The organism is Duganella sp. S19_KUP01_CR8 (genome assembly GCF_036688705.1).
Lineage (GTDB): Bacteria > Pseudomonadota > Gammaproteobacteria > Burkholderiales > Burkholderiaceae_D > Rugamonas.
Genome location: NZ_JAQQPR010000017.1, coordinates 42,822 through 63,989, shown reverse-complemented (window position 1 = coordinate 63,989; position 21,168 = coordinate 42,822). Strand labels below are relative to the sequence as shown.

Annotated in this window: 20 protein-coding genes; 10 read left to right on the top strand and 10 right to left on the bottom strand. The window is 65.0% G+C overall.

The window, feature by feature from the left end; all coding sequences use genetic code 11:
• Window positions 1-167: 167 nt before the first annotated feature.
• The 7 genes from argS to V6M89_RS17970 are packed head-to-tail and all read left to right on the top strand — an operon-like array spanning window position 168 to window position 6,378.
• On the top strand, window positions 168-1,877 hold the full coding sequence (gene argS, locus V6M89_RS18000) for an arginine--tRNA ligase (protein ID WP_332854450.1): 1,710 nt from the start codon (window positions 168-170) through the stop codon (window positions 1,875-1,877).
• 21 nt (window positions 1,878-1,898) lie between these two features.
• On the top strand, window positions 1,899-2,585 hold the full coding sequence (locus V6M89_RS17995; protein ID WP_332854449.1) for an SPOR domain-containing protein: 687 nt from the start codon (window positions 1,899-1,901) through the stop codon (window positions 2,583-2,585).
• A gap of 25 nt (window positions 2,586-2,610) precedes the next feature.
• Window positions 2,611-3,282: a thiol:disulfide interchange protein DsbA/DsbL gene (locus tag V6M89_RS17990; protein WP_332854448.1), complete on the top strand. Its 672-nt coding sequence runs from the start codon at window positions 2,611-2,613 to the stop codon at window positions 3,280-3,282.
• Window positions 3,283-3,284: 2 nt separating this feature from the next.
• Entirely contained in the window at window positions 3,285-4,091 is an 807-nt protein-coding gene (locus V6M89_RS17985; RefSeq protein ID WP_332854447.1) for an SDR family oxidoreductase, read from the top strand.
• The gene (locus V6M89_RS17980) at window positions 4,088-4,903 is read left to right on the top strand and encodes a biotin--[acetyl-CoA-carboxylase] ligase (protein WP_332854446.1); all 816 of its coding nucleotides are present in this window, start codon (window positions 4,088-4,090) and stop codon (window positions 4,901-4,903) included. The genes V6M89_RS17985 and V6M89_RS17980 overlap by 4 nt, the downstream gene beginning before the upstream one ends.
• Window positions 4,900-5,667: a type III pantothenate kinase gene (locus tag V6M89_RS17975; protein ID WP_332854445.1), complete on the top strand. Its 768-nt coding sequence runs from the start codon at window positions 4,900-4,902 to the stop codon at window positions 5,665-5,667. The genes V6M89_RS17980 and V6M89_RS17975 overlap by 4 nt, the downstream gene beginning before the upstream one ends.
• Before the next feature lie 18 nt (window positions 5,668-5,685).
• Window positions 5,686-6,378, top strand: coding sequence for an SPOR domain-containing protein (locus tag V6M89_RS17970; RefSeq protein WP_332854444.1), 693 nt, complete (start codon window positions 5,686-5,688; stop codon window positions 6,376-6,378).
• A 7-nt stretch (window positions 6,379-6,385) separates the two neighbouring features.
• Here the strand turns inward: V6M89_RS17970 and V6M89_RS17965 are convergent, their stop codons facing one another.
• Complete coding sequence (locus V6M89_RS17965; RefSeq protein ID WP_332854443.1) at window positions 6,386-7,120, bottom strand: 3-oxoacyl-ACP reductase family protein; 735 nt, start codon at window positions 7,118-7,120, stop codon at window positions 6,386-6,388.
• A gap of 110 nt (window positions 7,121-7,230) precedes the next feature.
• On the opposite strand from V6M89_RS17965, the gene V6M89_RS17960 reads away from it, so the two are divergent.
• Window positions 7,231-8,154 carry a LysR family transcriptional regulator gene (locus V6M89_RS17960; protein WP_332854442.1) on the top strand — a complete coding sequence of 308 codons (924 nt, stop codon included), beginning with the start codon at window positions 7,231-7,233 and terminating at the stop codon, window positions 8,152-8,154.
• Here the strand turns inward: V6M89_RS17960 and V6M89_RS17955 are convergent.
• The 9 genes from V6M89_RS17955 to V6M89_RS17915 all read right to left on the bottom strand — a co-directional run bounded on the left by V6M89_RS17955 (window position 8,151) and on the right by V6M89_RS17915 (window position 18,945).
• Entirely contained in the window at window positions 8,151-8,699 is a 549-nt protein-coding gene (locus V6M89_RS17955) for an NUDIX hydrolase (RefSeq protein WP_332854441.1), read from the bottom strand. The genes V6M89_RS17960 and V6M89_RS17955 overlap by 4 nt on opposite strands.
• A gap of 2 nt (window positions 8,700-8,701) precedes the next feature.
• Complete coding sequence (locus tag V6M89_RS17950) at window positions 8,702-9,853, bottom strand: septal ring lytic transglycosylase RlpA family protein (protein WP_332854440.1); 1,152 nt, start codon at window positions 9,851-9,853, stop codon at window positions 8,702-8,704.
• Between the two features lie 10 nt (window positions 9,854-9,863).
• Entirely contained in the window at window positions 9,864-11,867 is a 2,004-nt protein-coding gene (mrdA, locus tag V6M89_RS17945; protein WP_332854439.1) for a penicillin-binding protein 2, read from the bottom strand.
• On the bottom strand, window positions 11,864-13,009 hold the full coding sequence (gene rodA, locus V6M89_RS17940; protein ID WP_332854438.1) for a rod shape-determining protein RodA: 1,146 nt from the start codon (window positions 13,007-13,009) through the stop codon (window positions 11,864-11,866). Before rodA (V6M89_RS17940) ends, mrdA (V6M89_RS17945) begins: the two co-directional genes overlap by 4 nt.
• Window positions 13,009-14,121 carry a rod shape-determining protein RodA gene (gene rodA, locus V6M89_RS17935; RefSeq protein ID WP_332854437.1) on the bottom strand — a complete coding sequence of 371 codons (1,113 nt, stop codon included), beginning with the start codon at window positions 14,119-14,121 and terminating at the stop codon, window positions 13,009-13,011. Before rodA (V6M89_RS17935) ends, rodA (V6M89_RS17940) begins: the two co-directional genes overlap by 1 nt.
• Before the next feature lie 9 nt (window positions 14,122-14,130).
• On the bottom strand, window positions 14,131-16,113 hold the full coding sequence (gene mrdA / locus V6M89_RS17930; RefSeq protein WP_332854436.1) for a penicillin-binding protein 2: 1,983 nt from the start codon (window positions 16,111-16,113) through the stop codon (window positions 14,131-14,133).
• A gap of 41 nt (window positions 16,114-16,154) precedes the next feature.
• Complete coding sequence (mreD, locus tag V6M89_RS17925) at window positions 16,155-16,667, bottom strand: rod shape-determining protein MreD (RefSeq protein ID WP_332854435.1); 513 nt, start codon at window positions 16,665-16,667, stop codon at window positions 16,155-16,157.
• On the bottom strand, window positions 16,664-17,809 hold the full coding sequence (mreC, locus tag V6M89_RS17920) for a rod shape-determining protein MreC (RefSeq protein ID WP_332854434.1): 1,146 nt from the start codon (window positions 17,807-17,809) through the stop codon (window positions 16,664-16,666). The genes mreD and mreC overlap by 4 nt, the downstream gene beginning before the upstream one ends.
• A 92-nt stretch (window positions 17,810-17,901) precedes the next feature.
• Window positions 17,902-18,945, bottom strand: coding sequence for a rod shape-determining protein (locus tag V6M89_RS17915; protein WP_008445008.1), 1,044 nt, complete (start codon window positions 18,943-18,945; stop codon window positions 17,902-17,904).
• Between the two features lie 274 nt (window positions 18,946-19,219).
• Here V6M89_RS17915 and gatC point away from each other — a divergent pair, with 274 nt between their 5' ends.
• The gene (gene gatC / locus V6M89_RS17910) at window positions 19,220-19,522 is read left to right on the top strand and encodes an Asp-tRNA(Asn)/Glu-tRNA(Gln) amidotransferase subunit GatC (protein ID WP_332854433.1); all 303 of its coding nucleotides are present in this window, start codon (window positions 19,220-19,222) and stop codon (window positions 19,520-19,522) included.
• Window positions 19,523-19,635: 113 nt separating this feature from the next.
• A complete protein-coding gene (gene gatA / locus V6M89_RS17905; protein ID WP_332854432.1) occupies window positions 19,636-21,108 on the top strand; it encodes an Asp-tRNA(Asn)/Glu-tRNA(Gln) amidotransferase subunit GatA in 1,473 nt (490 codons plus the stop codon).
• Window positions 21,109-21,168: the final 60 nt, after the last annotated feature.

Genomic DNA, 21,168 nt, shown 5'->3' with positions numbered 1-21,168 from the left:
ATGACAAGGCGATGAAGCTGATTGTAACGCTTGTAACGTTCGCGTCCGGCTGCGGTGACCCCGCTGCGGCAAACCAGTATAATTACCGCTGTTTGGCCGGTGCCAGAGTGCCGGCCGTTTTCGCTTTCGGATGTATTCATACACGCGGTTCAGCCGCCATTTTGCTCATGCTCGCCCAACAAAAACAAGATATCACCGCCCTGTTCCAGGCCGCCCTCGCACCTATCCTGGCTGGAACCGACGTTTCCGCCAACGTTGTGCTGGAGCGACCGCGCGACCCGTCGCACGGTGACGTGGCCTGCAACATCGCCATGCAACTGGCCAAGCAGCTCAAAATGAACCCGCGTGAACTGGCCACCAAAGTGGTCGACGCGCTGCTGGCCAATCCGGCCGGCAAGGGTCTGGTCGAATCGGCGGACATCGCCGGCCCAGGCTTCATCAACCTGCGCGTGAGCGCCGCCGCCAAACAGGCCGTGGTCAAGGCCGTGCTGGCGCAGGGCGCGGCCTTCGGCAGCGCCGCCGCCGGCGCCGGCAAGAAAGTCATCATCGAATTCGTCTCCGCCAACCCGACCGGCCCGCTGCACGTGGGCCACGGCCGCCAGGCGGCGCTGGGCGACGCGCTGTCGTCGCTGTTCGGCTCCCAGGGCTACGCCGTCACCCGCGAGTTCTACTACAACGACGCCGGCGTGCAGATCCAGACCCTGGCCAACTCGGTGCAGGCCCGCCTGCGCGGCCACAAGCCGGGCGACGCCGCCTGGCCCGAATCGGCCTACAACGGCGACTACATCGCCGACATCGCCGCCGACTTCCTGCTGAAGAAAACCGTGTCGGCCTCGGACGGCACGCCGGCCACCGCCTCGGGCGATATCGAAGACATCGAATCGATCCGCCACTTCGCCGTGACCTACCTGCGCAACGAGCAGGACATCGACCTGCAAGCCTTCGGCGTCAAGTTCGACAACTACTACCTCGAATCGTCGCTGTACGCCGACGGCAAGGTCGACGCCGCGGTCGACATGCTCAACAAGTCCGGCAAGACCTACGAGGAAGAAGGCGCGCTGTGGCTGCGCACCGAAGACTACGGCGACGACAAGAACCGCGTGATGCGCAAGAAGGACGGCACCTACACCTACTTCGTGCCGGACGTGGCCTACCACATCGTCAAGTTCCAGCGCGGTTTCACCCAGGCGATCAACGTCCAGGGTTCGGACCACCACGGCACCATCGCCCGCGTGCGCGCCGGCCTGCAGGCGGTCAACGTCGGCGTGCCGCAAGGCTTCCCCGACTACGTGCTGCACAAGATGGTCACCGTGATGAAGGGCGGCGAAGAGGTCAAGATCTCCAAGCGCGCCGGCTCCTACGTGACCGTGCGCGACCTGATCGAATGGTCGGGCGGCGGCGACATCGAAAAAGGCCGCGACGCGGTGCGCTTCTTCCTCATCTCGCGCAAGGCCGACACCGAATTCGTGTTCGATGTCGACGTCGCGTTGAAAACCTCGGACGAGAATCCGGTGTATTACGTGCAGTACGCCCACGCGCGCATCTGCCGCATGCTGGAACAGTGGACCGGCAACGAAGCCGACCTGGCCAACGTCGACCTGTCGCCGCTGACCGCGCCGACCGAAGCGACGCTGCTGGCGACCCTGGCCGCCTACCCGGAAACGCTGGCGCGCGCGCAAGCGGAACTGGGCCCGCACCAGATCGCGTTCTACCTGCGCGACCTGGCCGCCAACCTGCACAGCTTCTACTTCGCCGAGCGTGTGCTGGTGGACGACGAGGCACTGAAGGCGGCCCGTATCGCGCTGATGGTGGCCACCCGCCAGGTGCTGCGCAACGGCCTGGCGCTGATCGGCGTCTCCGCTCCCAACAAAATGTAATTGCGAAGGACATCCCGCACAATGAATTTCCGCACCAGCCTTACCCCACGTTCGCGCCAGCACGGCAACACCATCATCGGCATCGTCATCGGCCTGGTCATCGGCCTGGCGATCGCTGTCGTCGTCGCCCTGGTGATCAACAAGGGCTCGACGCCGTTCACCGACAAGGCGCGTAACAGCAAGGTTGCGGAACCGACTGCGGGACAAGCCGCCGATCCGAACAAGCCTATGTACGGCAACAAGGAAGCGGTGCGCGAAGCGGCCAAGGACTTTGCCAAGGAACCGCCGAAGGCCCCGCCTCCGGCCGATCCGCTGCAAGCGGTGGTCGACAAGATCCAGGCCGCGCCAGCGCCTGCTCCTGCCCCGGCGCCGGTTGAAAAGCCTAAAGCCGCCCAGCCAGCCACTCCTGCCGCCGCCAACGTCACGCCGACGCCTGCCAGGCCGGCTGCCGCCGCCGACAACGGCGACGACAAATTCATCTACTACCTGCAGGCCGGCGCCTTCCGCGAAGTCGCCGACGCCGAGAGCGCCCGCGCCAAGCTGGCCCTGTTGGGCTTCGAGGCCAACCTCTCCGACCGCGCCACCGACACCGGCGTGCTGCACCGCGTGCGCCTTGGCCCGTACAACCAGGTCGAAACGATGAACAAGGTTCGTAGCAAGCTGTCCGAAAACGGCATCGACGTCGCCGTCGTGCGTAATCAAAAATAAGCAAAAATAAGCCAGGAGTATTCAGATGCGATTCATGAAATTCGTAGTCGGTGCATTGATGTTGAGCGTTGCAGCCCTGTCGTCGGCCTCCCCGTCCGATCCGAAGAACGGCGTCGAGTACAAGACGCTGCCAACGCCGCAAGCCGTCGATAGCGGCAAGAAGGTCGAAGTCATCGAGTTCTTCGACTATGCCTGCCCGCATTGCTTCGCTTTCGATCCGTCGCTGACGGCCTGGGTCAAGAAACAGGGCGACGCCATCGTCTTCAAGCGCATGCACATCTCGCGCAGCGGCACCGACCTGCCGCAGCAGAAGCTGTTCTTCACGCTCGGCGCCATGGGCCTGCTGAACGACGCCATGCAGACCAAGATCTTCACCGAGATGCACGTCAACCGCAACCGCATGAACCGCGACGAGATGGCCTTCGACTTCGCCGCCAAGCAGGGCGTCGACCGCCAGAAATTCATCGAGGTGTATCGCGGCCTTGGCGTCGCCGGCAGCGTGCGCCGCGCGACCTCGATGATGGATGCCTACGGCGTCGATTCGTGGCCGATGATCGCCATCGACGGCAAGTACGTCACCTCGCCGACCATGGCCAACGAAGGCACCAAGGCCGCCACCACCGAAGCCGAGCTGCACACCGAAGCCACGCAAGTGATGGACATCCTGGTCGCCAAGGCGAAAGCGGAAAAGAAATAAAGATGAGCAAACAGGGCGCCGGGCCGGAGCGGGTCTTCATCACCGGCGCCTCAAGCGGCCTGGGTGCGGCCCTCGCCGCCGAATACGCGGCGCAAGGCGCCACACTGGGCCTGCTGGCCCGCCGCAGCGACATGCTGGACCAGCTGATCGCCTCCCTCCCCAACCCTGAACGCCACCGCGCCTACGCGGCCGATGTGCGCGACCACGCCGCCATCGCCGCCGCCGCGCAAGCCTTCATGGCGCACGCCGGCGGCATCGACGTGGTGATCGCCAACGCCGGCATCTCGGTCGGCACGTTGACCGAGTTCGCCGAAGACATCCCCGTATTCGAAGCCGTCATCGCCACCAACGTGGTGGCTACCGCCGCCACGTTCGCGCCGTTCATCCCGGTGATGAAGGCCCAGATGAAAACGCAAAACCGGCCGGCGCGGCTGGTCGGCATCGGCAGCGTGGCCGGCATCCGCGGCCTGCCCGGCGCCGAGGCGTACAGCGCCTCCAAGGCGGCCGTGATCAGCTACTGCGAATCGCTGCGGCTGGAGATGAAGCCCTACGGCATCCGCGTCGTCACCCTGTGCCCCGGCTACATCGACACGCCGATGACGCAGGTGAATCCCTACCCGATGCCGTTCCTGATGGCGCCCGCCAAGTTCGCCGCCAAGGCCGCGCGCACCATCGCCGCCGGCAGCAGCTACAAAGTGATCCCGTGGCAGATGGGCATCGTCGCCAAGGTGCTGCGCATGCTGCCGAATCCACTCTACGACCTGGCCTTTGCGAAAGCGCCGCACAAACCACGCAAGGCCGCATCATGAGCACCTCGAATACACTCGCCGCAGACGCCATCCGCCTGCACTGCGCCACCAGCGCCTCGCACGTGGCGATCGAAACCGTAGCCGAAACCGGCTCCACCAACGCCGACCTGCTGGCGCGCATCGATACGCTGGCCGGCCCGGTGCTGCGCATCGCCGGCAACCAGACGGCGGGACGCGGCCGCGCCGGCCGCAGCTGGCTGTCCGCACCCGGCGCTGCGCTGATGTTTTCGCTGGCCTGGCGCTTCAAGGGACCGCTGCACAGCATGTCCGGCCTGCCGATGGCGGTTGGCGTCGCGCTGGCCGAGACCATCGCCTCGCTGGGCGTGCCGGTGCAGATCAAGTGGCCCAACGACCTGCTGCGCGACGGTAAAAAACTGGCCGGCATCCTGGTCGAAACCCAGGCCGCCCGCAAGGACGGCGACGGCGCCATCTGGGCCGTGATCGGCGTCGGCATCAACCTGCTCATGCCGGACGAGCTGGAAGCGCAGATCGGCCGCGAAGTGGCCGCCGCGCCGTGGCTGGCCAAGATGGACCGCAACCAGCTGATGGCCGCCCTGCTCAGCCGCCTGGCCGCCGTGCTGGCCGAGTTCGACGACACCGGCTTCGCCCCCTTCGCCGAGCGCTGGAACCTGCTGCATGCGTGGCAGGGCCAGGAAGTGGTCATCCTCGACCAGGGCAAAGTGCTGCAACAAGGCCGCGCCGCCGGCGTCGACGCCATCGGCCGCCTGATGCTCGACACGGAACAGGGCCGCGCCGAGGTGCTGTCCGGCGACGTCTCGCTGCGCTTATCTACTTTTATCGGACTAACATGATTCTACTGATCGACGCCGGCAACACCCGCGTCAAATGGGCATTGGCCGAACCGGGCACGGAACTGGGCGCATGGATCGCCCACGGCGCCGTCATGCACGTCGACCTGCAGCAGCTGGAACTGCACCTGAGCGAAGCGGTGGGCGATCGCGGCGTCGACCGCATCCTGATCGCCAACGTGGCCGGCGGCGCGCTGCGCGTGCAGCTGGAGTACGTGCTGCAGCGGACCTTCCCGGCGATGATCCTGCCGCAGCAGGCGATCGAATGGTTTGCCTCGCTGCCGGCGCTGGCCGGCGTGACCAACGGCTACCGCAATCCGGCGCAGCTGGGCTGCGACCGATTCGCCGCCGCCATCGCCGGCCACGCGCTGGCGGCCGGACGCGAAGTCATCGTCGCCAACTGCGGCACCGCCACCACCATCGACGCCATCACGGCCGACGGCATGTTCCTGGGCGGGATGATCCTGCCGGGCCTGGGCCTGATGGCCAGTTCGCTGGCGCGCAACACGGCGCAGTTGCCGCAAATTGCGCAAGACGGTAAGCTGCCGGACGGATTCGCCGACAATACCGACGACGCCATCCTGAGCGGCTGCCTGGCCGCGCAGAGCGGCGCCATCGAGCACGCTTACGCGCGGCATGGCGCCAGTGAGTGCATCATCTCCGGCGGCGCGGCGCCGTATATCGCGCCGATGCTGAAGGTACCGTACCGTATCGTCGAGAATATCGTGTTAATCGGTTTGCATGCTGCCGCCGGCAGCGCCGACTAAGGTTGCAAGGGAAGCTCCGTGCTGAAATTTATTTTCTGGTCGCTGGTCGCCATCAATGCCACGCTGTTCGCGTACGGCAAAGGTTATCTCGGCCATTTCAGCGGCAACGAGCGCGAACCGGAGCGCCTGCTCAATCAACTCAACGCCGACAAGCTGGCCATCGTCTCCGCCGACAAGGCCAGCGACGCAACTGCCGCGACAGCGGCGGCGGCCAGCGCCGCCGCCAGCGCCAAGCCGGCGCCGGAAGTGCTGGCCTGCGTGGAAATCGGCAGCTTCGTGCTGGCCGACGCGCGCCGCTTCGAGGCCCAGCTGGCGCCGCTGAACCTGGGCGACCGCCAGTCGCGCCACAACCTGCCGGGCAACGAGATATCGAGCTATATCGTTTATATGCCGCCGCAGGGTAGCAAAGAAGGCGCCGACAAGAAGGCCGGCGAACTGCGCGCGCTGGGCGTGACCAACTACTTCATCATGAACGACAACTCGCCGCTGCGCTGGGGGATTTCGCTGGGCGTGTTCAAGACCGAAGGCGCGGCGCAAAGCCAGTTGGCCATCTTGATGAAGCAAGGCGTGCGCACCGCGCGCGTCGCCCCGCGCATGAGCGGCAGCAAGCTGCTGGCCTTCCAGTTCCGTGACGTGGATACGGAGCTCAAGGCCAAGCTGGAACAATTCCGCGCCGGCTACCCGAACGCGGAAAGCCACGCCTGCAAATAACCCAGGCTTAGGCGCCGAAGCCGCCGTCGATGGTCAGGCTGGCGCCGGTGATGTAGCCCGCTTCCGGTCCCGCCAGATAAGCGACGAAGCTGGCGATCTCCTCCACCTTGCCGTAGCGCGGCAAGGCCATCATGGCTTTCAGCGCGCCGGCGAAATCGCCGCTGTCCGGGTTCATGTCGGTATCGACAGGGCCGGGCTGCACGTTGTTGACGGTGATGCCGCGCGGCCCAAGGTCGCGCGCCATGCCCTTGGTCAGGCCGACCAGCGCCGATTTGCTCATCGCGTAGGTCGCGCCGCCACCAAACGGCATGCGGTCGGCGTTGGTGCTGCCGATGGTGATCACGCGGCCGCCCTGCCCCATGTGACGCGCCGCTTCCTGCGTCGCCACGAACACGCTGCGCACATTGACGGCCAGCGTGCGGTCGAAGTCTTCCAGCGTAAAGTCTTCCAGCGGTGCGATTGCCAGCACGCCGGCGTTGTTGACCAGGATGTCGATGCGGCCGTGGGCTTCGGCCGCGTTGCGGATGGCTGCTTTCAATGCCGACGCGTCGGCGCTGTCGGCTTTGACGGCTTGCGCCTTGCCGCCAGCGGCTTCAATCTCCGCCACCACTTGCGCGGCCTTGTCGGCCGAGCTGGAATAGGTCAACACGACGGTGGCGCCGTCCGCTGCCAGCCGTTTTGCGATAGCCGCGCCGATGCCGCGCGAGCCGCCCTGTACGAATGCGATTTTACCGTCGATCATTTGAAGCTCCTGGTGAGTGATTTGGAGCCTTCAGTATCCGCCTGCAATTATGTCTCGACTAGACCATAGTTACTATATGCAGTTGATCCAATTGGTTTAAAATCAAACCCATGGAAACCATGATCAGCATTGAATGCTTCGTGCGCAGCGCCGAAGCGGGCAGTTTTTCGGAGGCGGCCCGCAGGCTGGGATTGACGCCGGCCGCCGTCGGCAAGAACATCTCGCGGCTGGAGGCGCGGCTGGGCGTGCGCTTGTTCCAGCGCAGCACGCGCAGCCTGTCGCTGACGGAGGCCGGGCAGCAGTTCCTCGATGAAGTGGGCGGCAGCCTGTCGACGATACAGAACGCCGTCGCCAACCTGTCCAGCGCCGGCGGCCAGCCTGCCGGCGTACTGCGGGTCAGCATGCCGGCCAATTTCGGCCGCAAGTACATCGTGCCGATGCTGGGCGATTTTTTGCAGCGCTATCCCGCCATCTCGCCCGACTGGGCCTTCGACAACCGTCCGGTGGACCTGGTCGCGCAGGGTTTCGACGCCGCGCTGGGCGGCGGCATCGACTTGTCGCCCGGCGTGGTGGCGCGCAAACTGACACCGGCGAACCGGGTGCTGGTGGCGTCGCCGGCCTACCTGGCCGAACATCCCGCGCCGAAGTCGCCCGCCGACCTGCATGAACATGACGGCATCCTGATCCGCTCGCCGCAAACGGGCAGGATACGTCCGTGGGCGCTGGTCAACCGCAGCAAGCAGCAGGCGCCCGTCACGCTGCGCGTGCGCATGACGATGAGCGATCCCGGCGCCGCCTGCGACGCGGCGGCACTGGGCCTGGGCATCGCCTTGATCAACTACTCGGAAGCGCTGGCGCATCTGGATGCGGGCACGCTGGTGCGCGTGCTGCCTGGCTGGCATGTGGATGGCGGCGCGGTGTCGATCTACTACTCGGCGCAGAAGCTGCTGCCGGCCAAGACGCGGGCCTTCGTGGAATTTGTCGTCGAGCGCTTCCGCGCGGAGCGGCTGGCGCAATTGCTGTCGGCGGATTAGCAGCTGGGTCTATCGCTATTCGCCAATTTTGACAGAAAGCGTTTCATATGCGGGTCTGCGCGCTCAAGCGGAACCTCGTCGAACGGGAACCAGCGCACGCCCTCAAATTCGCGCTGGTCGAACTTGATGCTTTGATTGCGGCTGGCACGGACCACGTACCACAGCGAGACATCGGTGTGCCCGGCGGTCAGCCCAACGGTCGTGGTCACGGTCACAAACAGAGGCGTCCCGATTGGATGCGGCGCGGCGAAGCCCAGTTCCTCTTCCAGCTCACGGGCGACTGTCACGCGCGGATGCTCACCCGGTTCGACATGGCCGCCAGGTGGCAGCCATAACCTGGCATTTCGGTGGTCGACCAGCAGCACATGTCCGTCATCGACGACGGCGAAATAGGACACCAGGTGCATCGGCGGCGTTGCCGGCTTCGCTACACGGCACAACTCCACTCCCGAATCCACCCATGCAAGGCAGCTGGAAACATCATGACGCTCCAAATCGTCGAAAGGGGAAATGGATGAAATTTCGTCTCGAATGTTCTGACGCATGATCAGCGCTGGATGACGATAGGTTTGAGGTTCAACGATGAAGGCAAGCCTTGCGCCGCCTGGAGCGCTTCCTGGCGGGTGGCGAATGGGCCGGTGAACAAGCGGTGCACGGAACCGCCCTGCACCACTTCCAACCCATTCAAGCCTTTGCCGGACAGCTTGTTGCGCACCACCTCGGCGTTCTCGGCGCGCGAGTAGGCGCCCAGTTGCAGGTAGAAGCTCCCCTTGGCGGTGCTGGCCGCCAGCGCTTCGTTGTTGGCCGGCGCGCGGTCGGTCAGCATCAGCGCTTCCGCGTCGGACGATGACGCACCTGGCATGGCTTTCGGCGCCAGCACCAGCGGCTCGCTCAACGTCGTCGATGGCGTCAGCAGCAGCGGGCCGCCGCCGTTGTTGCCACCCAGGCCGCCAGTGGATCCCTTCCGCTGCGAAGACTGCGACTGCAAGCGCGGCGACACCGTGCCCGAAACGCCAGCGCGCGTGGCCAGCATGCGGTCCACTTCATCCGGCAGGATGCGTTCGATCTGGAGTTCGTGGCTGCCCTTGCCCAGCAAGCCCAGTTTCAGCGCCGCCGTGTACGACACGTCGATGGCGCGGTTGGCATGGAACGGCCCACGGTCGTTGATGCGCACGATGACCACCGCGCCGCTCACCAGATTGGTCAGGCGCGCATACGATGGAATCGGCAGCGTCGGATGCGCGGCCGTCATCTTGTACATGTCGTAGATCTCGCCGGACGAGGTGCGCTGCCCATGGAACTTCTTGCCGTACCAGCTGCCGACGCCGATCTGCGTGAACGGCTGGTTGCCGGTGATCGGCGTGTAGGTCTTGCCGAAGACGACATAGGGACGGTTGGAGTACGGCAGCAGCGGATCGTTGCGCACGTCGGCGTCCGGCACGTCGGCCAGGTTGGATGGCGGAGCGTCGCCGGGGCCGTCGTCCTGGTAATAGCCGCCGCGTCCCGAATTCGCCGGCGGCAGCACCGGCAGGCTGGTTTCCGGCTTGCCGCTGGACGGCGCCTTGATGACCGGGCCGGAAGTACGGGGCGCCTTGGGCGTGGCGGTATCGGTCACTGTCGGCGCAGTGCCGCAGCCGACCAGCGCCAGCAAGGCCAGCCCGGTGCAGGCATTCAAAATACGGCTACGGTTCATGTCCATCACATCTTCCTTACGGTTTTTTCTGCACCGGGGGCACTGGCTGCGTCGGCGCGCGCCGTTCGAATTCGGCCGCCGCGGCTTGTTCTTCCAGCGTCTGCCCTTCGACCGGCAGCACCGTTTCCGCATCTTCCTTCGGCACCTTGGTGGTGTCCTTCCCGGCCGGACGTTTGCCCAGCAGGTAGTAATCCAGCGCCTTGCGGGCGATAGGCGCCGCTTCGGCGCCGCCCTTGCCGGCGTTTTCCACCACCAGCGCCAGCACGATGCGCGGCTTGTCGGCCGGCGCAAAGGCCGTGAACAGCGCATTGTCGCGCAGGCGTTCGGCCAGGCGCGCGGCGTTGTACTTCTCGCCGGAGCGGATGGTGATCACCTGCGCGGTGCCGGTCTTGCCGCCCACCGTGTAGCCGGCGCCGGCGAAGGCGCGTGCCCCGGTGCCGCCCGCCTCGGTGGTCACGCCGACCATCGCAGCCTTGATAATGTCGATATTCTCCTGCTTGAGCGGAATCCGATAGCTCTCCTTCGGCACCGTCAGCGTGCGGGCGCGCGTCTTGCCGTCTTCGACTATCTTGACCAGGTGCGGCTTCATCACCACGCCGTTGTTGGCCAGGTTGGCCACCGCGTGCGCGATCTGCAAAGGGGTGTAGGCGTTGTAGCCCGAACCATTGCTGACCGAGATGGTATCACCACCCACCCACTTGCCCGCCGCACCCTTGAAACGCTTGCGCTTCCATTCCTGCGACGGCAGCACGCCGGTCTTTTCGTTTTCCAGGTCGATGCCGGTCTGCTGGCCGAAGCCGAACGGCTTCATGAAACCGCTGATGGCGTCGATGCCCATGTCGTGGCCCAGCGCGTAGTAGTAGGTATTGCAGGAGACGACGATGGACTTGTGCATGTCCACCGAACCGTGGCCGCCGACCACGTCGTCGTTGAATTTATGGCCGCCCAGGTAGTAGAAACCCGGATCGTAAGTCGTCTGGCTGGGCGTGCGCTTGCCCAGCTCCAGCGCGGCCAACGCCATGAAGGGCTTGAAGGTGGAACCCGGCGCGTAGGTGCCGGACAGCGGACGGTTCACCATCGGCCGGTCCAGCGAGGTATTGAGCTCGTTCCAGCTTTGCGCGTCGATGCCGTCGACGAACAGGTTGGGATCGTAGCCGGGCCGCGACACATAGGCCAGGATGTCGCCGGTCGACGGCTCGATCGCCACCAGCGCGCCGCGCCGCTCGCCGAACGCTTCCTCCACCACTTTTTGCAGCTCGATGTCGATCGACAGGATCAGGTTACTGCCCGCCACCGCAGGCGTGCGCGACAAGGTGCGGATGGCGCGGCCACCAGCCGACACTTCCACTTCCTCGTAGCCGGTGGCGCCGTGCAGCTGCTTCTCGTAGCTTTTCTCCAGGCCTTCCTTGCCGAGATGGTCGGTGCCCTTGTAGTTGGCGGCATCGTCGGTGTCTTCGATGGCCTTGGCCTCGGCGCGGCTGACGCGCCCAATGAAGCCGATCACGTGCGACGCCGTCTCGCCCAGCGGATACTGGCGGAACAAACGCGCCTGCACTTCCACGCCGGGGAAGCGGAAGCGCTGCGCCGAAAAGCGCGCCACTTCCTCGTCGCTCAAACGGGTGCGCAGCGGCACGCTCTCGAAGCCGCGCGATTCCTCCAGCAGCTTCTTGAAGCGCTTGCGGTCCTTGATCTCGATCTCGATCAATTTGGACAGCTCATCGATGGTTTCATCCAGCGTCATGACCAGCTTGGACGGCGTGATCTCCAGCGTGAAGGCCGAGTAGTTGCGCGCCAGGACCACGCCGTTGCGGTCCAAAATCAGGCCGCGATTGGGCACGATGGGCACGATGGCGATGCGGTTCTCCTCCGCCTTGACGGCGAAGTCGTTGTACTTGACCACTTGCAGCCAGATGAAGCGCGCCAGCAGCAGGCCGAAACAGATGAACACCATCGCGCCCAGCACCGTGACGCGGGCGCGGAACTGCTGGAGCTCGCGCTCCGTGTCCTTAATCTCCATCATGCGGCAGCTCCCCAGGCCCGCGTGGAGGCGCCGCCGCGCACGCCGCGGCTGTGGTGCTGGATGCTCATCAGAATGCCGGCGCCCAGGCCCAGCGTCATCAAGGCGGTGCCGCCGTAGCTCATGAACGGCAGCGGCACGCCGACCACCGGCACGATGCCGCTGACCATGCCCATGTTGACGAAAGCGTAGGTGAAGTAAATCATGGTGATGGAGCCTGCCAGCAGGCGCGTAAAGAAGGTGGAAGCGTTGACGGCGATATTCAGGCCGCGCACGATCAGCAGCAGGTACAGTGCCAGCAGCACCAGGTTGCCGGCCAGGCCGAACTCCTCGGAGAACACGGCGAAGATAAAGTCGGTGGTGCGCTCGGGGATGAATTCCAGGTGGGCCTGGGTGCCGTGGGTCCAGCCCTTGCCGCCCACGCCGCCCGAGCCGATGGCGATCATCGACTGGATGATGTGGAAGCCCTTGCCCAGCGGGTCATGATAGGGATCGATCAGCGTCAGCACGCGGTCGCGCTGGTAGTCGTGCATCACGGACCACAGCACCGGCAGGCCGGCGCACGCGGTCGCGCCCAGCGCCGCCATAGCCTTCCACGACAGGCCGCCGAGGAAGATCACGCAGGCGCCGGCCGCCACCACCAGCATCGCCGTGCCCAGGTCGGGCTGGCGCGCGATCAGGCCGACGGGTATCGCCAGCAGCAGCGCCGCGATCAAATAGGAGTGCCAGCGCAGCTGCCCCTGCTGCCGCTGAAAGAACCAGGCCATCATCAGCGGCATGGCGATCTTCATGAATTCGGACGGCTGCACCTGCACGCCGATGGTCAGCCAGCGGCGCGAGCCGCCCTTGATGGTGCCGACCAGCGCCACCGCCACCAGCAGCGCCACGCCCAGCGCGTAGGCCGGCACGGCGACCCGCATCATCATCTGCGGCGGCGTGTTCGCCGCCACCCACATCACCAGGAAGGCCATGCAGATATTGCGCAGCTGGTCCGTCACCTTGCCGGGAATCGCGATGCCGGCCGAATACAGCGTGACCAGCCCCACCGACAACAGCATTAGCATGATGATGGCCAGCTGCGCGTCGAACACCGTGAAATAAGGGCGTATGCGCTGCCACAGCGGCCGGCCGTCATGCACGCGCATCAGGTCTGCACCAGTTTGCGGTGCCGCTGTATGCTCATCAGGATGCCGGCGCCCAGGCCCAGCGTCAGTAGCGCTGTGCCGCCGTAGCTCATGAACGGCAACGGCACGCCGACCACCGGCAGGATGCCGCTGACCATGCCCATGTTGACGAAGGCGTAGGTGAAGTAAATCATCGTGACCGCGCCGGCCAGCAGGCGCGTGAAGAAGTTGGGCGCGTTCCCGGCGATCATCAGGCCGCGGCCGATCAGCAGCAGGTACAGGAACATCAGCACCAGGTTGCCGGTCAGGCCGAACTCCTCGGAGAACACGGCGAAGATAAAGTCGGTGGTGCGTTCGGGGATGAACTCCAGGTGGGCCTGGGTGCCGTGGGTCCAACCCTTGCCGGTCATGCCGCCCGAACCCACCGCGATGGTGGACTGGATGATGTGGAAGCCCTTGCCCAGCGGGTCGGAGGTCGGATCGATCAGCGTCATCACGCGCTCGCGCTGGTAGTCGTGCAGCACCGACCAGATCACCGGCAGGCTGGCGGCGCCGGCCACGAACAATGCGATCAGCGCCTTCCACGCCAGGCCGGCCAGGAAGATCACGCAGAAGCCGGCGGCCACCACCAGCAAGGCGGTGCCCAGGTCCGGCTGCTTGACGATCAGGCCCACCGGGATCGCCAGCAGCACGGCGGCGATGGCGTAATCCTGCCAGCGCAGATGGCCGGCGCGCTGCTGGAAGAACCACGCCAGCATCAGCGGCATGGCGATCTTCATGAACTCGGACGGCTGGATGTCGATGCCCACGTGCAGCCAGCGCCGCGCGCCCAGCTTGATGGTGCCGAACAGCGCCACGCCTATCAGCAGCGCCACCGCCACCACATACGCCGGCACGGCGATCCGCATCATCATCTGCGGCGACACGTTGGCCACGAACCACATCACGATGAAGGCCAGGCAGATGTTGCGCAGCTGGTCTTCAACCTTGCCGGGTATGCCGATGCCGGCCGAATACAGCGTGACCAGGCCGACCGACAGCAGCGCGCAGATGATCAGCATCAGCGGGATGTCGAAAACGGTGAAATACGGGCGAAGGCGGCGCCACAGGGAACGCCTTTCGTTGATGCGCATGCGGGTCCTTTATTCCTTGTTGCCGGGAGTTTCAGCGCCCGGCTTCTTCTCGTCGCTGACGCCCTGCTCGGCCTGGACGTCCTGCACGGAGCGCAGCTCGGCGTCTTCCTTCGGCACGCGGGTGGTTTCTTTTTCGTTCGGGCGTTTGCCCAGCAGGTAGTAGTCCAGCGCCTTGCGCACGATGGGCGCGGCCACGCCGGCGCCGAAGCCGCCGTTTTCCACCACCACCGCGATGGCGATGCGCGGCTTGTCGGCCGGGGCGAAGGCGGTGTAGAGCGCGTTGTCGCGCAGGCGTTCGGCGATCAGGTTGGCGTTGTACTTCTCGTTCTTCTTGATCGCCACCAGCTGCGCGGTGCCGGTCTTGCCGCCCGAGGTGTAGCCGGCGCCGGCGAAGGCGCGCGCCGCCGTGCCGCCGGTGGTCACGCCCACCATGGCGTTCTTGATGATGTCGATATGCTCCTGCTTGAGCGGGATGCGGTAGCTTTCCTTGGGCACCGTCAGCTTGCGCGCGCGCGTGACGCTGTCCTCGATGATCTTCACCAGGTGCGGCTTCATGACGATGCCGTTGTTGGCCAGGTTGGATACCGCGTGCGCCATCTGCAAGGGCGTGTAGGTGTTGAAGCCGTTGCCGATGGCGATGGAAATGGTGTCGCCGCCGACCCACTTCTGCGCCGCCACATTCTTCTTGAAGCGGTTGCGCTTCCATTCCTTGGAAGGCAGCACGCCCTGCTTCTCGTGTTCCAGGTCGATGCCGGTCAGCTGGCCGAAGCCGAACGGCTTCATGAAATCGCTGATGGCGTCGATGCCCAACTCGTTGCCGAGGATGTAGTAGTAGGTGTCGCAGGATTCGACGATGGACTTGTACATGTCGACCGTGCCGTGGCCGCCCGGCTTATCGTCGCGGAACTTGTGGCCGCCCAGCGTGAACGAGCCCGGATCGAAGATGGTCTGGCCCGGCGTGCGCTTGCCCAGTTCCAGCGCGGCCAGCGCCATGAAAGGCTTGAAGGTGGAACCCGGAGGATAGGTGCCCGACAGCGGACGGTTCACCATCGGCTTGTCCAGCGAGGTATTGAGTTCGTTCCAGCTTTGCGAGTCGATCCCGTCGACGAACAGGTTGGGATCGTAGCCGGGCCGCGACACATAGGCCAGGATGTCGCCGGTCTCCGGCTCGATGGCGACCAGCGCGCCGCGCCATTCGCCGAAGGCTTCCTCGATCACCTTTTGCAGCTCGATGTCGATCGACAGGATCAAATTGCTGCCAGGCGTGGCGGGCGTGCGCGACAAGGTGCGGATGGCGCGGCCGCCGGCCGACTTCTCCACTTCCTCGTAGCCGGTGATGCCGTGCAGCTGCTTCTCGTAGCTTTTCTCCAGGCCTTCCTTGCCGATATGGTCGGTACCGTTGTAGTTGGCGGCATCCTCGGTGTCGGCGATGGCCTTGGCCTCGGTGGTGTTGATGCGGCCGATGTAGCCGATCACGTGCGAGGCGATCTCGCCCAGCGGATACTGGCGGAACAGGCGCGCCTGCACCTCCACGCCGGGGAAGCGGAAGCGCTGCGCCGAAAAGCGCGCCACTTCCTCGTCGGTCAGGCGGGTGCGCAGCGGCACGCTCTCGAAGCCCTTGGATTCCTCCAGCAGCTTCTTGAAGCGCTTGCGGTCCTTGGTCTCCACCGTGATCAGCTTGGACAGCTCGTCGATGGTTTCGTCCAGCGTGGCGCTCAGCTTGGAGGGCGTGATCTCCAGCGTGAAGGCCGAGTAGTTGCGCGCCAGGACCACGCCGTTGCGGTCCAAAATCAGGCCGCGATTCGGTTCGATCGGAACGATGGCGATGCGGTTCTCTTCGGCCTGGGCGACGTAGTCGCTATGCTTGTAGACCTGCAGCCAGATGAAGCGCGCCAGCAAAGAGGCGAAGCAGAAGAACACCAGCGCGCCCAGCACCGTCAGGCGCAGGCGGAACTGGTGCAGCTCGCGTTGGTTGTCCTTGAGTTCAGTCATGGTACTCAGTCATGGTGCTCAGTCACTTCTCGACCGGGGCGTCAGATCGGACGGGTGTGGTCGCGGTCGACCGCGCGGCGCTGCGGCGCCAACAGCAGCCAGGTCGCCAGCGGCCACAGGGCCACGGCGATGATACTTTCGACGAAGTAGAACCAGCCGGGGGATTTGCCGGACACGAAGAAGCGCACGATCAGTTGCACCGACTGCGCCATCAGCAGCAGCGGGAACACGTGCATGGCCTGCGTCAGCAGCGGGAACCACAGCACCCGCCGATGCAGCATGATCGCGAAGTAGGACAGCAGCGTGTAGGCCAGCGCGTTCTCGCCCAGCAGCGTCGAGTCATGCACGTCCATCAGCAGGCCGAGGAAGAAGGCGGTGCCGATGCCGACCTTGCGCGGCTGGTGCACGCCCCAGAACACCAGCACCAGCGCCACGAAGTCCGGCACGCCGATGAAGTTCCCCCAGGGGAGGAGGTTCAGTAGAAAAGCGCAGAACAGGCTGAAGGCGATGAACAGCGGGCTGACTGGCAGCAGGATATAGTGGGGACGGTTCATCGTGCCGGCTCCTTCGGTGTAGTGGTGGCTGGCGCAGGCTGGGTCGCCGCCGGTGCGGCAGCTGGCGCGGCCGCTGGTGCAGCGGGCTGCGTAACGGCAGGCGTGGTCGCAGCGGCGGCCGGCGCCTGCTTGGGAGCTGGCGGCGGCATGACCGGCATCAGGCCGGGCGGACCGGCCGGCGCAGGCGCAGGTGCGGCGCCGGCGGGCGCCGGGTCGACGCCCTCTTTCGGCGCCTCCTTGATCGGCGCCATCTTGTTGTTGTGCTTCTTGAGCGCGCGCAGCTCTTCATCCGGCGGACGCGGAGGCATCTCCGGCGCCGACATCAGGATCAGCAGCTGCGTATTGTTGGAGATGCCGGCCAGCGGCTGGCACACCACGCCGCCGAAGGAACCGGCCGCGCTGTTTTCCACCTGGCTCACCCGCGCCACCGCCAGGCCGGCCGGGTAGACCCCGTCCAGGCCGGAAGTGACGACGATGTCGCCCACCTGGATGTCCGCGTTGGGCGCCGTGAAGCGCAGCTCCAGCGCGCCGGACTTGCCGCGTCCATAGGCCACGCTGCGCAAGCCGTTGCGCAGCAGCTGCACCGGTATGGCCTGCTCCTTATCAGTCAGCAGCGTCACTTCGGAAGTAAAGGGGAACACGCGCGTGACCTGGCCGACCACGCCCTGGTTGTCGATCACCGGCAGGCCGAGCGCCACGCCTTGCTGGGTGCCGCGGTCGAGGATCACCTTGCGACTGTTGACGTCGCGCGCGTCGTACAGGATCTCGGCCAGCATCGATTTCACCGGCAGATGCTCGCGCGCGTCCATCAGGCGGCGCAGCTGGCCGTTTTCAGCGGTTTGGAGCTGGGCTTGCTGCAGCACCAGCGCGCCGGCGATCTGCTGGCGTTTGAGCTCGCGCACCTGCTTTTCCAGCGACGACAAGGTAGAGAAATAGTCGCCGACGCCGTAGATGGCGTCGCGCGGCAGCAAGGCTGCCATTTGCAGCGGATACAGCACGGTAGCTGCCGCTTTGCGCACCGTGGTCAAGGTGTGCATGCGTGAATCGACCAGCAGCAGCGCAATCGATATGCACGCGAATACCGTCATCTTGACGCGGGCGGAGGCGCCTTGCTTGAAAAGTGGCGGAGGACTGTATTCCATGACTTCCAATAATCCGGCGCTCGCGCGCCAACGAGACTGTCAACTCATCCCAATGCATCGGGGCCGCTGTTTCGCGGCCCCGTCTTGTCAGATCATTCGTAGGAGAAGATCGAGCCCAGCTGGTCCATCCGCTCCAGCGCCATGCCCGAGCCGCGCACCACGCAGGTCAGCGGATCTTCCGCCACCAGCACCGGCAGGCCGGTTTCTTCCATCAGCAGGCGATCCAGGTCGCGCAGCAGCGCGCCGCCGCCGGTCAGCATCATGCCTTTTTCCGCGATGTCGGCGCCCAGTTCCGGCGGCGTCTGTTCCAGCGCGTTCTTCACGGCCGAAACGATGTTGTTCAGCGGGTCGGTCAGCGCTTCCAGGATCTCGTTGGACGAAATCGTGAACGAGCGCGGGATGCCTTCGGACAGGTTGCGGCCCTTGACTTCCATTTCCTTCACTTCCGAACCCGGGAAGGCCGAACCGATGGCCTTCTTGATCGCCTCAGCGGTCTGCTCGCCGATCAGCATGCCGTAGTTGCGGCGGATGTAGTTGACGATGGCTTCGTCGAACTTGTCGCCGCCCACGCGCACCGAACCTTTGTAGACCATGCCGCCCAGCGAGATGATGCCCACCTCGGTGGTGCCGCCGCCGATGTCGACCACCATCGAGCCGGTGGCATCCGACACCGGCAGGCCGGCGCCGATCGCCGCAGCCATCGGCTCTTCGATCAGGTAGACCTGCGAAGCGCCGGCGCCCAGCGCCGATTCGCGGATCGCGCGGCGTTCAACCTGGGTCGAACCGCACGGCACGCAAATGATGATGCGCGGCGAAGGACGGAAGAATTTGGAGTCGTGCACCATGCGGATGAACTGTTTCAGCATCTGTTCGGTGACGGTGAAGTCGGCGATCACGCCGTCTTTCATCGGGCGGATCGCCTCGATGTTGCCTGGGACCTTGCCCAGCATCTGCTTTGCTTCTTTACCAACTGCCTGGATCGTCTTCTTGCCGTTAGGGCCGCCCTCTTGGCGGATCGCGACGACCGACGGTTCGTCCAGGACGATGCCCTGGCCGCGAACGTAGATCAGAGTGTTGGCCGTGCCCAAGTCGATGGCCAGATCGGTGGAAATATACCTGCGTAAAAAACCAAACATGTGTGTCCTGTGGCGCTACTGGTGTGCGCGTAAGCCGTTAGAAAGAAATCCTGTGGTGACGCGGCGGCAGCAATGATTCAGCGCCGTCAACGCATCAACCCGCCATTCTACCTTATAATTTGAATGCGATTTGCCGAAAATCCCGCCAAAAGTGTATCGGTTGAGTCCGCGAGTTAAGCGGCATTCGTTCTCTTTTGCCAGCGAAAAGGCAGAATTTCCAGTTTTTTATCAATATAACAATTAAACCTTGCGCGGCCCGTCCGCGCCATTCGCCATGTCCCTGACCCTATCCGACGTAACACGCATTGCCAAACTGGCACAACTTGAGATGAGCGAGCAGCAGAGCGCCACCGCGCTGGACCAGTTGAACGGCATTTTTGCGCTGGCCGAACAGATGCAGGCGGTCGACACCGACGGCGTCGCCCCGCTGAGCCACCCGCTGGCGGCGCACATGAATAACATCGCCCTGCGCCTGCGCGAAGACGTCGCCACCGAAGCCAATCGCCGCGACGACTACCAGGCCGTCGCGCCCAAGACCCAGGACGGGCTGTACCTGGTGCCGAAAGTGATCGAGTAACACCGCCGTCGTTCCCGCGCAGGCGGGAACCCATGCTGAGCCAATTTGGCCAGCGTTCCATGGATCCCCGCCTACGCGGGGACGACGCCGCAACGAATCTGAATTGAAACGCCATGCACACCAAAACCATTAAAGAGCTGTCCGCGCTGCTGCAAAGCAAAGCCATCACCGCCACCGAACTGGCGACGCACTTCCTCGACCGTATCGAAAAGAGCGACCTGAACGCCTTCCTGCACGTGGACCGTGCGCTGACCCTGGCGCAAGCGGCCGAAGCGGACGCCCGCATCGCCGCCGGCACCGCCACCGCGCTGACCGGCGTGCCGATCGCCCACAAGGACATCTTCGTCACCCGCGACTGGCGCTCGACCGCCGGCTCGAAAATGCTGGCCAACTACGTCAGCCCTTTCGACGCCACCGTGGTGGAAAAATTCCGCGCGGCCGGCATGGTCACGCTGGGCAAATTGAACTGCGACGAATTCGCCATGGGCTCGGCCAATGAAAACTCGGCCTTCGGTCCGGTGAAAAACCCGTGGGACAAGAACGCCGTGCCTGGCGGCTCCTCCGGCGGTTCCGCCGCCGCCGTGGCCGCGCGCCTGGCGCCGGCCGTCACCGGCACCGACACCGGCGGCTCGATCCGCCAGCCGGCCGCGTTCTGCGGCATCACCGGCATCAAGCCGACCTACGGCCGCGTATCGCGCTTCGGCATGATCGCCTTCGCCTCGTCGCTGGACCAGGGCGGCCCGATGGCGCAAACCGCCGAAGACTGCGCGCTGCTGCTCAACGCCATGGCCGGCTTCGACGAACGCGACTCGACCTCGCTGACGCCTGAAATGGGCGGCATCGACGAAGACTACACACGCGAACTGGGCCAGCCGCTGGCAGGCCTGCGCATCGGCGTGCCGAAGGAATACTTCGGTGTAGGCCTGGCCAAGGACGTGGAAGACGCCGTGCGCGCAGCGCTGGCCAAGTACGTCGAAATGGGCGCGACCCTGGTCGACATCTCGCTGCCGAACACCGCGCTGTCGATCCCGGCCTACTACATGATCGCGCCGGCCGAAGCCTCGTCCAACCTGTCGCGCTTCGACGGCGTACGCTACGGCCACCGCGCGTCGGAGTACAAGGACCTTTCGGACATGTACCGCAAGACCCGCGCCGAAGGCTTTGGCGCCGAAGTCAAACGCCGCATCATGGTCGGCACCTATGTGCTGTGCCACGGTTACTACGACGCCTACTACCTGAAGGCGCAAAAGATCCGCCGCCTGATCGCGCAGGATTTCGAAGCGGTGCTGAACGGCCCTAACGCCGTCTGCGACGTCATCATGGGACCGGTCGCGCCGACCGTGGCCTGGGACCTGGGCGACAAGTCCGACGACCCGGTCGCCGCTTACCTGGCCGACATCTACACGCTGTCCACCAGCCTGGCCGGCTTGCCTGGCATGTCGATTCCGGTCGGCTTCGGCGCCAAGAACCGCCCGGTGGGATTGCAGATCATCGGCAAGCATTTCGGCGAGGCGAAACTGCTGAACGTCGCCCACCAGTACCAGCTGGCGACCGACTGGCACACCCGCGCACCTGCCGGCATCTAAGATCAACGTCATTCCCGCGAAAGCGGGAATCCATGCTGAGTATGGATTCCCGCTTTCGCG